This window comes from Paenibacillus endoradicis, from assembly GCF_024721975.1.
On the sequence record NZ_JANQBB010000006.1, the window covers coordinates 303,956 to 319,336 of the forward strand.

Consider the following 15,381-nt stretch of genomic DNA (forward strand, 5'->3'; position numbering starts at 1 on the left):
TTACTTTTGTCAACCAGCTATTAAACTATCGGTTCTTCGTAGGTTGCAGGTAATACAAGAAGAGCAGTCGTACCATCTTTTTCTCTTCTATGATAGCTAAGTCCGAATTTATTGCCGAAATGAAGCTGAAATCTTTGATGAATATTTCGGATGCCATAGCCTAGCTTATGATCAACATTCTCATCATTTAATATGTGATCCATAGCTGCAATATTCACTTGCTTGTATCCGTTGTCCTCTACCTTAATCGTTACACGCTCACCTTCTAGGGCAGCAGAAATCTGAATTTCTCCGTCTTCGCCCATCTGTTTCACGCCATGAATAATAGCATTTTCTATAAGCGGCTGTAATGATATTTTCGGAATACGTATTAGTTTAACTGTATCTGGTATGTCCCAGATCACATTGAATTTATAGGAGTATCTTTTCAACTGTAAATTGACGTATGCGCTCGCATGTTCCAACTCTTCCTCAAATCGAATGAGCTCACGCCCTTGACTGAGACCGATCTTCATTAGCTTAGATAGCTCTTTAATCATCTCTGAGGATTCCGAGTTGCCTTCAAGCGTACTCTTCCAATAAATACTTTCTAACGTGTTGTATAATAAATGCGGATTGATCTGCTGATGTAGTAGCCGTAGCTGAGATTCTTTGGCCTTCAAGTCCATATGATACTTATAATGAATAAGCGAGTTAATTCTTCGTGCCATATCGTACAATGCAGACATTAATACCCCTACTTCATCGTGCCTGCGTTTAACTGGTGTCTCTGGAACAAGTTTCCCTGGCTCATAAGATCGAACGAAACGCGCTAATCTCTGTAGAGGTGTCATGAGTGAGCTCCAGAAGTAAACTAGAACGATACAACCCAATACAATATAAGCAACGGTAATCAATTGAATGATTCGCTTAAGCTCGTTCTGTTGCTTAAGTAGTGATTGTACGGGAATTTGATAGATGAGCTTATGCCCTACGCTCTCATTCTGACTCATGATATAGATAAAGTCCGATGTCATCACATCAGTAGTACGATACCGATTATCTAGCATGGAATAATTATACGGTGCTGGCCTGTTGCCTTCCTGTAGTTCGGATGGCAATTCAAGCGTATCTCCGTTTCTAACGGGTATTGTGGAGCTTAATATTCTATTAGAGGAATCTACATATGAGATCACTCCTTCTGGAAGTGAGACCGAACGCAGTGATTCTGCAATCTTCATGTCCATTTTGTTGGCTACAAGTACACCTAAAAAACCGTTCCCGTCTTTCACTTTGCCGACAGCCCGTATATAAGCTAACGTATCTATTTGATTTAGTCCCAAAGTATACTTGATAATATCTATATAGCCATTACCTCTCTTGTTAATGGCATCATCGAACCAGACAGGCTTGTCATTGTCAGAGAAAAAGTACACACCCGCTTGCTGTATTTGACGTTTAGGTGCGAAGTAATAGTAATTGTTCGGATCATATATGTATAATGAATAATAAACCGCCTCTCCCCCGTTTAATGAAATAGAGTAGCTTGTAAGCAGTTTAGCAACATCATCATATTTCTTCACCCGTTCCATGACTGTATCCTGCTCGCTTGGTATAAGTTTTTGCGTGATCGGATTTTGAATAATGGTAGCTGTTATTTTACTAACCGTATCAATATCTCTACTAATTAACGTATGATTCTGTTTAATTAGTTCTACATATGCATTCGTAACATGATTTTTAAGAAGTTTCTCCGCCTGATAATTTCCGTACCAATGAAGTAGAAAGACTGGACTAACCATCAAAATAAACAATAACACCAATTGTTGCTTCATATTAAGCTTAGTAAGTGGATTAAGCGGATATCCGCGCATGACGGCTCCTCCTATTGATCGAGATTAATCGAATTATCTTGTTGGAAATAGATGCATAATATTACTATAGCAAAAAAATAGCGCTTATAGTGTAGTCGTTTCTACGATGTTTTGACCTCTATTCGGTCTTTTTCGTAGAACTACACATAAGCGCTCAAAAATTTTATTTACTTAGCGTATTGCAAAATCGCAATAGCTGCACGTTCTCTTCTCTCTACATCATCCGAATGCATTGCTGTTTTCAATATGATTAAAGCTTCCTCAATTGTTTGCATATCTACCAGTGATGCTTGAACATCATTATTTCGCTCATTAACTTCTAACCAGCTATTTAATAACTCATGAGATACTAGTCGATCGAACTTTGAGATATTGGCTTGCTGACTTATGAATTTCTGAAGTTCTTCAGAAATCTGTTCTATTGGAACGCACTTTAACCAAGTCACACCTCTTCGATGAGAGCTGTTCATTTCTCCATCATCTAATCTATTCACGTAGTAATAGTCTCCTACATCGCCAACATAAACAAAGCCATCACTTGCTATTACGATATAATCTCCATCCTGCATGCTATAGACGAAATAAGTAATCTCCTCTAGTTGACTCATCCATTCTATCTGCTCAGTGCCAACAGTGTTTAATGACAGAAGAGCCTTGCTTCTAAAATCTACTTCACTAACATTTTCTAAGTCCCCAATCTCTTTCCACCCGAAGCTTACGTAGTTTTCTTCCAAAGATAATTTCATAAGCCTTGTTTCATTAGAACCGTCTTTCATCTGGAATAATTGCATGGTATATCACTCCAACACATTGATCTAAGCATACAGCAGACTTTAATTACGATGAATACGAAGCGAACTTGGGAAGTCTAGCATAAGCTTCCGATGTATGTTTCTTACAGAAACATTGTAGGTACGCATGTACCAATAACGTACATTTACGTTTGCTCCTTCCACAAGTAGCGCTCCACCTTCTCGGCTTGCGAAAGCCTGATATTGAACAAGTACTAAAACTATAAATGAAATAAAGTATCTTATATTAAGTCTACCTTTTACCGTAAATGGTTGTAAACAATAACTACAAATTATTATACTGAATACTAAGTGATAACAACCATCAGCCAGATGAATATTAAAAACGGCCCGATCGAAATATAGAATAGATAAGCAATACGAACATGAAAATCGTAACAACAAATCCAATCTCGATGACAGGCATTCGCCATAATATAGATTGCGAGTGCATAATCGATGTTCCTATTATTAATCCACACATCACAATACTTAATGCCAGCATTACAATACTGAAAGCTAAACGATTACTGATTCGATCAAGCTTTTCCAATAGCATAGTCACTTGAGGGGATTCCAAATCTATTCTTAATCTCCCGTTACTTAGCATTCGAGTAAGCTGCTTCAGATGGAGTGGAATTTCCTTAACCATGTCAATATATTCTGGTATTTCCTCAGATATATTTTGCAATATCCGCTTCGGATTTAATCTTTCCAACAACAATTTTTTCCCAAATGGTTCTGCAATATCAAAGATGCTTATATTCGGATCAAGTGCAGTAACAACACCTTCCATTGTGAGTAAACATTTGCCAAGCAATGTTAATTCTGTAGGTATTTTAATTCTATGCTTATAGGCAACATTGAATAAATCACTTACTGCAGTCCCAATACTGGTCTGATTCAACGGAACATTATAATATTTCTCTCTCAATTCATCGACATCACTATAGAGTTTATTGACATCTACTTCATCGGGTACGACACCCATTTGATTTATTGCTCTAATAACGCCTCTTGTACTTTGATTTCTAAGTGCAATGACAAAGGTGGCAAAATGATGTTTCATACTAGCGGAAAGTCGTCCGATCATACCGAAATCTATCATCGCTAATCGTCCATCTGGGAGTGCCATTACATTGCCAGGATGAGGATCACCATGAAAAATCCCTTCAACTAATATTTGATGAAAAATCGCATTAGTCATTCGTTCAGCTAATAATTTCAAGTCTAATCCTTGCCGCTTAAGTTCCTCATCATCTGATAAATTAACTCCATCTATATAGGCAGTTGTTAATATACGTTTTGTACTATATCCCCGAAATACATTAGGGACATATAAATAATCTATGCAAGCGCTAAGCTCTACAAATTTTTCAGTATTACGTGCTTCCAATGAATAATCTAATTCTAGCAACAAAGCTACACTTAACTCTTCAATAATTTCTCTTAATCGGTAATGCTTCGCCCACTCTACTGCGCCTTCAGTTAGTCTTGCCCAATCAATTAATATTTCAAGATCTGTTTCAATTAATCGTTGAATGTCCGGCCGTTGGATTTTCACTACTACATCATTGCCATCTTTTAAAGTAGCTCTATGCACCTGACCTATGGAAGCAGCTGCAAGCGGAGTTATCGAAAAATGCTTAAACAAGCTTTCTATCGGAGCCCCAAGTTCTTTCTCAATAATAGAAGCAACCTCATTGTATGGAAATGGCTGCACATGATCTTGCAACGTTTCTAGCTCTTTTAATATTTCAGCGGGAATAAGATCAGGACGCGTACTCGCAATTTGACCTAATTTAACAAAGGTAGGTCCTAACTCTTCAAGCAAGAGGCAGATCCGTTCGCCGAGACTTTTCATATGCCATTCATTCGTAGTTTTATTACCTGCGAATATATTGCGACGTCTGGAACCAATTTCATCTGATACTAATCCGAAGCCATAACGTGCTATTGTCGAGGCTATAACCCGATATCGCATAACATGCCTAATCCTTTTCCCCCGCAAACGCTCACCTCCATTTCTACTATTTATATTAGACTAATTACCATTACTATCTAGAGTTTTCTAAATCCGCAATTCGCTTTTCCAAACGTTCAATATCATCAAGCATAGCAACACGTTGTTCTTTTAATAATGATTGAACCCGCTCTTGGACCATAGTTTCAATACTTAACTTTGTTTCTTCTCCTTTTTGGAGTAGCGTTTGCGCTAAATTTCTAGATTCTTCCTTACTAACTTGCCCTTTTTGTACAAGCTCATCAATCGTACTGTCAATCTTATCTTTACTAGCAACCGCTAATCCAAGCACTAATGATATTGCTTTATCTACTGATTCCTTGACCATAGTAGCAACCCCTTTATTGTTCATTGATGTGTAATTCACTTTCATCTTTATGCTATCTAGAATGATACATAAATATTGGAACAACTTAGTTCTTCTTCATTGTGTGTTATTTCGAAAAAACTATGCAAAAAAATACAATTTAACGAAATCAAAAAAATCTTGTTCCAGTCATTCTATTGTGAATGACTAGAACAAGATTTTAGAATCACTTTTATACGTTATTAACTACTGAATGACTATTCTCTAGCAGCTGCTGTTGAGTCTCGATATATTAATTCACTTTTCAGTAATATCTTAACGATCGGCTCATCAGGTGTCGCTAGTCGATTAAGTAATCGTTCCACTGCTTTCTTCCCTAGTGTCTCCTTTGGTACATGCACCGTAGTTAGAGCTGGAGACTGACGATAGGAATCTTCAATATTATCGAAGCCTGAGACAGAAATTTGCTCTGGAACTTTAATACCTATTCCTTGCAACATCTGCACTGCACCAAGCGCGATGGCATCATTGCCACATACAATCGCAGTAGGCATTGCTTTCTGCTTTGTAATCCAGTGCTTTAACTGCTGTGCAAATTGTTCAGATTCAAATCCTTCAATATCTAGGAAACTATGTTCAACACAAGAATTAAAGGTTAATTTGTCTCCATCGTTCTTTTGCAATCTATGTCCTTGCTCTTCCATCGCAGCACGATAGCCAAGAAATCGATCATAAAAACTTCGTGAGAATTGGGCATTACCAACGAATGAGATTGCACTATGTCCAGTTCCAATTAATTGCTTCGTTAGTCGATAAGTCGCTTCATAATTATCGACAAAAATACTATCCGCAGGAATCAAATAATCCTCATGATCGACAAGTACCATCGTCATACCAAGTCGATGTATCTCTAGTAGCATCGTAGATGATATTTCACCAACACCTATAATTCCTAGTATTCCATCAAGATTAATAAATTGCGTAAAATGATCTATACTTTGTTCAGATAATATAACCATTCCTATTCCACGTTGTTCTAACTCCGCGGATACACCATCTAAGATTCGTCCCCAATAAAGTGACTCCTTCGTTTGAAAACGAATATTGGGCATTAATACAAGAACCGATTGCTTACCTGTTACTTGTGTACGGGTATTAGATTCTACTCTATTCGGTTTCATATATGCATTTTTTTGTGAAAAATAACCTAATTGAGAAGCAGCTTCAATGACCCTTTCTTTCGTATGATCACTTACTCCACCTTTTCCAGATAACGCTTTGGACACTACGAATTTGGAAACTCCTAAGTAATTGGCAATTTGTTGCATAGTAATTTTTTTGGACATCTATATTTTCCACCTTACTTATGTGTGATTATGGTACGTGCTTCTGTCCATCGTTTATTATACTGATCAAATACTTCTTGAAGACTAGGCGCAGCTATCCATTCTTGAATATACGACCCAGACCATAATGTAATTTGTGCGGTTGAAGCAAGTTCGAGTAATCGATCATTCGGAATCATGCGCTCTACAGGAATACTACCATACGATTCAAACTCTTGAAATTGTGGTAATGTTGGAACTTTTGTCATATCAACAGGGAGAAATCCAGAGTCATCAACAAACCCCGATTCATGGATGAAATACTCAACCCAATCAATAGCAATATCAGTATGCTCACTATACTTACTGACACCAACGAACCAGTCTGGATTCAAAGGCGAATATAAAGGTTTCTCATTAGAATATGGAAATGGGAAAAATCCGATGGTTTCTGGATCAGCACCAAGTGCAATTAATTGATTAATAACCCAATTCCCCATAAAGTACATACCGGCTCTGCCTTCAGCGAGCTCTAGCTTAGAAGCTTCCCATTGATTAGATATTAATGATTTTTCAACATAGTCATTTTCAATTAATGTCTTAACGATCGTAATGGCTTCTCCCCATTCATTATCCACTTGCCATGGCTCATCTAACTCGACCATATCATTCAAGTAAGCTGCATCGCCCTTCATAATACTAACTAGCTCTTCTCCCCAATTCATAAGTGGCCACTGAGCCCCATAGTTCAAATATATTGGAGTTATATTGGCCTGCTTCAACTTATGACAAGCATCATAAAATTCATCTAAAGTTGTAGGTATGCTAGTAATCCCAGCAGCCTTAAATGCCTCCTTATTGTATACAATTCCCGTTGAAGATGCGCCTGCAGCTATTCCATAACGTTGACCGTTGTAGGTTTTATAATCAGAAAATCGAATATTACGAAACATCTCATCTGGTAAAGGAATAAAGTAGTTCGGCAATACCTCATTTTTTAAATGATTCGGAATCAGCAATACATCTCCAAAATTTTGCGTAGATAATCGGACCGAAATATCAGATACATAGTTCGTTAATCCTGCAAATTGTATCGTTACATGTGGATGTTCTAGCTTGAACTCTTCTGCGTACTTTTGAAATCCACCATTTTCGATCAAATCTACTCGATTAGTTAGTATCGTTAATATGATATCTTCATTTATTTCCTGTAACTGATCTTGCTCGATGTCTACTGATGAATTCGGTTCAACAACATGATTACTACATGAAACAAGTTGTATGACACATAACAACAAGACAAAAATACTACATATCGCTCTCATCACCAATCACCTTCACCCTCCCTATCGGAAGTTGTAGAATGACTTCTGTGCCTACACCAAGTTGACTTTCTACACGAATTCCATATTGTTGGCCGTATTGCAGCTTGATTCTTTCGTTTACATTTTTCAAGCCAATACCTCCAATGCCATATTTCGCTTCATCAACACTCCCGTCTCGTAATCCGCTATTCAACCTCAATAGCTTACTTGTCTCTATTCCAATCCCGTCATCGACAATATGTATCATGAGCAAAGGATATTTCACAGCCGAGCTAATCTTCAGATGCATTACACCTTTATTATCATCTAACCCATGATATATAGCATTTTCAATAATAGGTTGTAACAATAACCGGATCATTCTATATTTCATCACGCTACGATCGACATTAATTACTAGTTGGAAACGATCAGGGTAACGATAATTTAATAGCTCAATATAATGTTGAACATGGTTCATTTCCTCTTCAATATTCGTCTCATCATTCAAATTACTAATACTATAGCGTAACAATTTACCTAGTATAGCTATCATATCTGCTGTTGTACTGTCATCATTCATTTCTGCACTCATTCGTATTGATTCAAGTGTATTGTACATAAAATGAGGATTAATCTGATTTTGTAATGCTTGTAATTCAGCTTTCTTCTTCTTCGTCTCCATTTCATAAATCTCTTGAATAAGTTGATCCAGTCGTACAATCATGCGATTAAACTGGCTACCAAGCATGCCTACCTCATCATGATATTTCACAGGAAATTTCTCTTTGAAATTACCTTCTTGTACACTTTTCATTAGTCTAGTCATCGTACGTAATGGTCTAGTAATTGCTAATGATAGGATGATAGCTACAATAATAGAAATAAGAACAGCGACGGCTGTCGTAATCCAGATGATTCGCTTTACTACAATGGTATCATTCGTAAGCTCTGTAACTGGGATAGAAGTAATGATTTTCCAACCTGTACTATTTGAAATTGCATATATATGTAGAAATTGAATACCATCCTTCTCTAGATAGAAACTCCCCTTCTTATTCAATGCATGGTTTACAATATTATGTTCACTCATATTAATAGCAATCCACTTTTTTTCACTATCGTAAATAACATTACCTTCCTTATCTACAATTAATGAAGCTCCTTTTGTCACTTGATCTAGTTCACTAGTCTGATCTTCAATAATACTAATATCTGCATCGATTGCAATTAGACCAATGACAGACAAAGAATCATCTACAATCTTTCGAACTACGGAGAATGCATACCTTTCCGATTGTAAATTACTCGTATACTTTTGCGTTCTAAGCAGTACTGCTTCGCCTCGTGATAACTCCGCTTCATTCAACCAATAATGATAGCTTTTATCTAGATCATTACGTATACCACCTGAGACGATGGAGTAGTAACTATTACCATACACATCAAACAGGTAGACGGAATTAGCCCCACGCTTGATCGTATTGATAAATGAAAGCTGACCTTCTATTCCACGCTGAATAGATAATAGTTGATCAAAATTGTTAGGTAATGAAGTAGAAAGTTCTGAGGATTGTCGCTCCGCATAATATCGATTCGAGCGAATAAGATTACTTTTAATATCATCAATATACGCTGGAATTGAAGATATACTTTTCATATCTTCTATATAATCATCAACACGCACCATCATACTCTCTTGCATTTTAATAGAATATGCTATTGTTTTCTCTTCTATTGAAGTTGCATATTTTGAAGACGAATTGTAACCAACCACAGAAAGAGGAATAGTAACAAGTAATATGAAAGAGAGTAGTAGTTTACGATCCATCTTCATATCACCAATACGAAGCTTCGATCTCATCGTTATACCCTCCATTAGTTTCGCAATTAGATCGTAGGCATTACATTTCCACCATTAACCGGAATGAACGCTCCTGTAATAAAACTAGCAAGATCAGAGGCAAGAAATGCTACTGCATTGGCAACTTCTTGATCTGTGCCGCGTCTACGTAGTGGTACTGAACTGCTATATCCTTCATTCAATTCTGTACCCGCTTCACGATCTCGCGCACTAATCGTCCAGCCCGGAGCAATCTGGTTAACTGTTATCTGATGTTCGCCAACCTCTTTCGCTAATACGCGGTACACGCCATCCATTCCACGTTTTCCTGCAACATATGCAGATTGCGTAGGCGCATTTTGCATAGAACATTCTGTATTAATCCCAATAAAGCGACCAGATCCACGTTCGATCATCGCTGGAATGAATGATTTGGCAAGAAACACACTTTGCATCACGCAAGAATCGAATTGACTTTGGAAGTCTGCAGCAGCTTGCTCTAGTACAGACGTCCACTCATATTGAATCACTGCGTTAGCTACGACGATATGTATATCTCCCATCTCTTCAGTCGCTGCCTTATACATTGCTTGAATATCTTCTTCTTGTGTAATATTTGCTTTGATGATCATCGCTTTCCGACCAAGTTGCTTTATATCATCTTGCAATTGTATCGCTTTTTGTTCATTGGAATGATAATGAATAATAATATTTGCGCCGCATGCTGCTAGTGTATTGACAATAACTCTTCCCAAATCACCTGTTGCTCCAGTAACTAACGCGGTTTGACCTGTTAAATCTAAGTTCATATTGATCTCCTCTATTCTATTGTTCTTGTCTATTTATCGCTCTATAGTGCTGTAATGTATTATTAGTTTTGTTAGTAATAATGCTACCATATTTACTAACTTTTATCATTGAATATTTAATTAGCGCTATGTTGTTGGTTAATAAACTTATATCATACAAAAATAGCCAGCGGCAGTCGATATTTAGATCGACTGCCGCTGGCTATTCTTTTATCTCAAACCTTAATTATTACCAACCTATAGAAAATATAAAGCTCCACTAGACATTAATATTAAGCATGAAAATAACTGCAGTAACGGTAAATATACTAATTAATGTAGAGATAAATACTGCTTGTGAAGCAAATTCCTTCTCATTATCGAATTCAACTGCGAGTAGTACACTACTTAATGAAGTCGGTACTGCTGATGAAACAATTAATGCTGCTGATGTTAATGGATCAAGATTCATCACACTAACAACTAACCATGCTAATACTGGACCACCGATTAAGCGAAGTATTCCTGCAATGGATACATCTATCGCAAGTGATTTGGAAATTTTCCATTCCATCTGACCAAGTTGAACACCAAGTGTTAATAGTGCCGTACCAATAAAAGCATCCGTAATATAATCGAGTGGTGTCTGGATCGGAGCTGGGATAGGAATCTCAAACCCTCTCATAATAAATGCGAGTGGAATGACGTAGATGACGGGCATAGAAAAAATGGTTTTCCATACCTCTTTCATACTAGTCTTGTGCGCATTTACGCTATATACACCGTATGTATTAGGGATTAAAGACTGCATCATCATAATAATAACTTGAATCCCTAGCGTCTCTTTGTTTCCAGCGAACGCTAGTTGATTCAATGGCACGCCATAATTGGCACTATTATAAAATAACACACTATTTTTCATCGCACTTCTCATCGTAGGACTGTAACCACGAAGACGTACAACAATCTCAACCACGATATATTGTATTATCATGAAGATCGCGAAAAACAACAATACTTTCCCAATTATGCTAGCTGAAATTGAAGTTTCATATACTAAAGAAAAAATAATAGCCGGTGAGAACAAATAAAAGTTAAGTTTGGATAGCGTTTTGATGTCCAAGTGAAAGATTTTCTCAAGTGTAATGCCGATGACAATCATTATTGTCATCGGCATTACATTCTCTAATAAAATATGCAGAAAAATACTCATTACTGTAGTATTCCTATTCTACATTATACGAAATTACCAATTCGTCTAATGATTTTCTCGGAGTTGGACCATTCACTTTATGGAACGATTCATCTAATTGATCAATAGTACCAGGTTTTCCGATTGCAATAACAACGTGAGGGACGAAATGTTCAGGCATAGCTAACAATTGCTTCGCTTGTTCCCGGTCATAGCCACCCATTGCTCTTGTAGAAAGTCCTAACATTTTCGCTTGAAATGCGATAGATGCCCATGCTGCACCAGAATCAAATGCCTGATTATTATTCGTTTTGCCTTCAGGTAACGAAGTATCCCCTGCAAGTAAAATATAAGCAGAAGCTTTTTGCGACCACACTGCATTACGAGGCATAATAAATTGCTCGAATAATGCTTTTTGTTCTGTAGTTGTAGCTACAAAGAAACGCCATGGTTGAAAATTATTAGCAGAAGGTGCGTAGCTCGCTGCTTCAAGAATCGTATTCATTTCTTCATTGGAAATTTCATAATTGTCAAATGCACGAGTAGACCAACGATTAATGAATAGTGGACTTACCTCATGCTTTGGTTTACGAATAGCCAACGTTTCCTCATTGTAAGATGCGACGTTCTGTACTTCTATCTCTTTTGTATGGTTCGAATTCATTTCTATCTCCTCCTAAAACTTTTTGTATTCTACTTGATGAACTGCCTGCTAACGAAAAGTTACTTCGAAAGCATAAGCTAAAACTTTTTGTATTCTACTTGATGAACTGCCTGCTAACGAAAAGTTACTTCGAAAGCAAATTAATTTACTACTAAAATACTTTCAATCTCATTATATCATCTGAATAAATGAATCAGCAATATGCCACAAACAGCAAGTGTCATCCCAATAACCTCAAACTTAGTTAATGGTTCTCGTACAACAAACCTTGTATAGAGAAGAATAATGACAACGTTCAACGCGATAACAGCTGAAACGAGTCCAGTTTTACCTAATTGGAATGCTTGCAGTATAAGCATCATACCGACTACATTTGTTATTCCTACCGCTAAACCAATCCCAAAAGTTGATCTATTGCTGAATATTTTTATCGTTTGATCATGTTGATTAATACTAGCTGAATTCTTTTTCCCACGCTGTTCAATGAGCCACCAAAGTCCGAAACACAATGTACCTGTAGTAAACATCAAGAACAATGTAGGAAATCTTTCTGATTGGAGTAGCGTTGACCATTTACCAGAAAGGTCATTTCCAGCAAAAAACAACATCGCTAATAGACCCCATTGTGCCCCTTGCATATTAGTTAATGAAATATCGGTAGAATACCGAATCGTTAATATGCCTATAAGTAACACAAGAAACGCTAATAATTGCATCATATGTAATTTCTCATCCCAAAGTAGATATGCAGCAATGACAACAACTACAGAAGGTAAGGAAGTTAGAATCGCAACGATAGACGCCTTGCCTACTGCAAAACCTTTAAACATACACGCACTAGCAGCAAATGAGAACAGCCCCATCTGTATACCTACCAAACAAGATGTAGACCATTCGGCACCTGATACTAACATAATTATTCCGTTAATGATCATACCCGAAGCAAAAACACCACATAGCATTAAATTTCTATCAAGCTTCATTGTACTTGTCTTATGATACAATACACCCCGTAAACCAAAAGCTAGCGCTGCAAGTAATGCATACATTAACCACATACTCTAGTTGCTCCTCTACTACTAACATTCTACTAATTCTATATCTAGTACCATGAAACGGCAAATGAAAACTTGTAAAGAACTGTTAAGCTAGCTACAATCATATTAAATAAATTGTTATTACTATTCTTTTTTATCATAATCATTCATTGATAAGGGGTTAATTAATATGAGTAAATTTCAGTTAAACGAACAATTGTCATTAGGTGTATGCTATTATCCCGAACAATGGCCACAGCATTTATGGGCAGATGATATGAGACGTATGAAAGAAATGGATATCTCTGTTATCCGTATAGCAGAATTTGCATGGTCGGTTTTTGAGCCTTTAGAAGGACAGTTTAGCTTTGAACTATTTGATAACGTACTTCAACTTGCTAAGGAAAACGATTTGAAAGTCATTATCGGAACGCCAACAGCAACACCACCTGCATGGCTTACTGAGAAATATCCTCAAGTACTCAATGCAACGATTGAAGGACATTTATTACAACATGGTTTACGTCGCCATACCAATTATACAAGTACTACATACCATCAATTTTGCTCTATCATTACAACGAAACTAGTAGAACACTATCACACACATCCTAATGTTATAGGATGGCAAATTGATAATGAGTTCAACTGTGAAATCGGGGAGTTCTATAGCGAATCTGATCATATTGCATTCCGTCAATGGGTAGAGTCTCGTTACGTAACTCTTGAAACTCTGAATGAAGCTTGGGGTACAACTTTCTGGAGCCAAACCTATTCCAGCTGGGATCAAGTTTATCTTCCTCGTCTAGTTCCAGGTGGTCGACAACCGAACCCTCATCTTGCTCTTGATGAAAAACGTTTTATATCTGATAGCGTTCTTGCATTTGCACGTATCCAAGCTGATATTATTGCCGAGCTTGCGCCACATCACTTTATAACGACAAATGGATTATTTGGACATTTAAATAGTCATCAATTAACAAACGAACTACTGGACTTTTTCAGTTACGATTCCTATCCTCAGTTTTCTACTATATTTCAAGATCCCAACGAGGAAAACCCTTTGGCCGATCGTAGTTGGAGTCAAACGCTTAGTGCCGTTCGTTCTATCTCATCGAAGTTTTGCATTATGGAGCAACAAGCAGGTCCAGGGGGCTGGGTGAATAAAATGGATATGCCGTCCCCTCGTCCTGGTCAGTTACGTCTTTGGAGCTATCAATCAATCGCACACGGTGCGAACATGGTCGTATATTTCCGTTGGCGTACAGCAACTTTTGGGCAAGAGATCTACTGGCATGGTCTGAATGATTATAGTAATAAACCAAATCGTCGACTTGCAGAAGCTGCTAAAGTCGGACATGAATTACAATTCATTAGTGATGTACTGGCGCCTACTACCTATGAAGCGAACGTTGCGATTATGCGTGACTACAATAATGAATGGGACGGCGAATATGACGTATGGCACGGACCATATGGTTGGACTAGTGGTAAGGAATGGTATAAAGCTCTAACGCGTAAACATATCCCTACAGATATTGTATATATGGAAGAGAGTACTACTTTAGAAAAACTTCAAAAATATCAACTTATTATCTATCCTCATCCTGCCATTATGAGTGCTGCTACTGCTTCATTGTTAGAGCAATATGTGGAACTTGGGGGGGAAATTATCTTTGGTTGCCGAACTGGATACAAAGATACTCGCGGACATTGCTATATGTTACCGTTCCCTGGTGTAGCTTCCAAATTAACAGGTATCGAACTTGAAGAATATACTGTTGTAAAAGGTACACGATCAGCACCATCTATTAAATTTATAGGCAATGACAACACAATGGCTACACAACATTTCAATGAAATTATTGAGCCAATCTCAGATAATGTTGAAATACTTGCGACTTATGAGGATGACTACTACGCTGGTAAGCCTGCATTAACTCGCCATGCGTTTGGTAAAGGTCAAGCTTGGTATTATGGTTCTGTATTCAGTGAACAAGTAGCTAATGAAATATTGTCATTATTACCCGATGTACATTCGCCGGCATCTTGGCTACACTTACCGACTGAGGTTGAGCTTGCGGTTCGTGGTAATGATAGCAGACGTATATACATACTATTGAATTATAGTGAGCAACCAATGTCTATTCAGATTGACGAATCAAAACTTAATCTGTTAACAAATGAAGCGATGGTGGGGAAGGTCGAGTTACAAGGGTATGATGTGTTACTATTAGTAGAGGAAAAGTAAGTC

Annotated in this window: 12 protein-coding genes; 1 reads left to right on the forward strand and 11 read right to left on the reverse strand. The window is 37.4% G+C overall.

The annotated features are described in order from the left end of the window. Window positions 1-20: 20 nt before the first annotated feature. The 11 genes from NV377_RS19880 to NV377_RS19930 all read right to left on the reverse strand — a co-directional run bounded on the left by NV377_RS19880 (window position 21) and on the right by NV377_RS19930 (window position 13,148). On the reverse strand, window positions 21-1,853 hold the full coding sequence (locus NV377_RS19880) for a cache domain-containing sensor histidine kinase (RefSeq protein WP_258202543.1): 1,833 nt from the start codon (window positions 1,851-1,853) through the stop codon (window positions 21-23). A 167-nt stretch (window positions 1,854-2,020) separates the two neighbouring features. Continuing rightward, complete coding sequence (locus NV377_RS19885; protein ID WP_258202544.1) at window positions 2,021-2,644, reverse strand: DUF8426 domain-containing protein; 624 nt, start codon at window positions 2,642-2,644, stop codon at window positions 2,021-2,023. A gap of 340 nt (window positions 2,645-2,984) precedes the next feature. Continuing rightward, window positions 2,985-4,655, reverse strand: coding sequence for an ABC1 kinase family protein (locus tag NV377_RS19890; RefSeq protein ID WP_258202545.1), 1,671 nt, complete (start codon window positions 4,653-4,655; stop codon window positions 2,985-2,987). A 46-nt stretch (window positions 4,656-4,701) separates the two neighbouring features. Further along, window positions 4,702-4,995 carry a phasin family protein gene (locus NV377_RS19895; RefSeq protein WP_258202546.1) on the reverse strand — a complete coding sequence of 98 codons (294 nt, stop codon included), beginning with the start codon at window positions 4,993-4,995 and terminating at the stop codon, window positions 4,702-4,704. A gap of 236 nt (window positions 4,996-5,231) precedes the next feature. Next, a complete protein-coding gene (locus NV377_RS19900) occupies window positions 5,232-6,320 on the reverse strand; it encodes a LacI family DNA-binding transcriptional regulator (RefSeq protein ID WP_258202547.1) in 1,089 nt (362 codons plus the stop codon). Window positions 6,321-6,334: 14 nt separating this feature from the next. Then, complete coding sequence (locus tag NV377_RS19905) at window positions 6,335-7,624, reverse strand: ABC transporter substrate-binding protein (RefSeq protein WP_258202548.1); 1,290 nt, start codon at window positions 7,622-7,624, stop codon at window positions 6,335-6,337. Further along, window positions 7,608-9,467: a sensor histidine kinase gene (locus NV377_RS19910; RefSeq protein WP_258202549.1), complete on the reverse strand. Its 1,860-nt coding sequence runs from the start codon at window positions 9,465-9,467 to the stop codon at window positions 7,608-7,610. Before NV377_RS19910 ends, NV377_RS19905 begins: the two co-directional genes overlap by 17 nt. A gap of 26 nt (window positions 9,468-9,493) precedes the next feature. Continuing rightward, window positions 9,494-10,255, reverse strand: a complete 762-nt coding sequence (locus NV377_RS19915) for an SDR family NAD(P)-dependent oxidoreductase (RefSeq protein ID WP_258202550.1) — start codon at window positions 10,253-10,255, stop codon at window positions 9,494-9,496. A gap of 259 nt (window positions 10,256-10,514) precedes the next feature. Beyond that, window positions 10,515-11,447, reverse strand: a complete 933-nt coding sequence (locus NV377_RS19920; protein ID WP_258202551.1) for an AEC family transporter — start codon at window positions 11,445-11,447, stop codon at window positions 10,515-10,517. Between the two features lie 13 nt (window positions 11,448-11,460). Beyond that, window positions 11,461-12,090 carry a nitroreductase family protein gene (locus NV377_RS19925; RefSeq protein ID WP_258202552.1) on the reverse strand — a complete coding sequence of 210 codons (630 nt, stop codon included), beginning with the start codon at window positions 12,088-12,090 and terminating at the stop codon, window positions 11,461-11,463. Window positions 12,091-12,266: 176 nt separating this feature from the next. Then, window positions 12,267-13,148: an EamA family transporter gene (locus NV377_RS19930; RefSeq protein WP_258202553.1), complete on the reverse strand. Its 882-nt coding sequence runs from the start codon at window positions 13,146-13,148 to the stop codon at window positions 12,267-12,269. 169 nt (window positions 13,149-13,317) lie between these two features. Here NV377_RS19930 and NV377_RS19935 point away from each other — a divergent pair, with 169 nt between their 5' ends. Then, a complete protein-coding gene (locus NV377_RS19935) occupies window positions 13,318-15,378 on the forward strand; it encodes a beta-galactosidase (protein WP_258202554.1) in 2,061 nt (686 codons plus the stop codon). Window positions 15,379-15,381: the final 3 nt, after the last annotated feature.

Coding starts and splice junctions, on each gene's coding strand:
- NV377_RS19880 (WP_258202543.1), bottom strand. CDS start 1,853: ATGCGCGGATATCCGCTTAATCCACTTACTAAGCTTAATATGAAGCAA.
- NV377_RS19885 (WP_258202544.1), bottom strand. CDS start 2,644: ATGCAATTATTCCAGATGAAAGACGGTTCTAATGAAACAAGGCTTATG.
- NV377_RS19895 (WP_258202546.1), bottom strand. CDS start 4,995: ATGGTCAAGGAATCAGTAGATAAAGCAATATCATTAGTGCTTGGATTA.
- NV377_RS19900 (WP_258202547.1), bottom strand. CDS start 6,320: ATGTCCAAAAAAATTACTATGCAACAAATTGCCAATTACTTAGGAGTT.
- NV377_RS19905 (WP_258202548.1), bottom strand. CDS start 7,624: ATGAGAGCGATATGTAGTATTTTTGTCTTGTTGTTATGTGTCATACAA.
- NV377_RS19910 (WP_258202549.1), bottom strand. CDS start 9,467: ATGAGATCGAAGCTTCGTATTGGTGATATGAAGATGGATCGTAAACTA.
- NV377_RS19915 (WP_258202550.1), bottom strand. CDS start 10,255: ATGAACTTAGATTTAACAGGTCAAACCGCGTTAGTTACTGGAGCAACA.
- NV377_RS19920 (WP_258202551.1), bottom strand. CDS start 11,447: ATGAGTATTTTTCTGCATATTTTATTAGAGAATGTAATGCCGATGACA.
- NV377_RS19925 (WP_258202552.1), bottom strand. CDS start 12,090: ATGAATTCGAACCATACAAAAGAGATAGAAGTACAGAACGTCGCATCT.
- NV377_RS19930 (WP_258202553.1), bottom strand. CDS start 13,148: ATGTGGTTAATGTATGCATTACTTGCAGCGCTAGCTTTTGGTTTACGG.
- NV377_RS19935 (WP_258202554.1), top strand. CDS start 13,318: ATGAGTAAATTTCAGTTAAACGAACAATTGTCATTAGGTGTATGCTAT.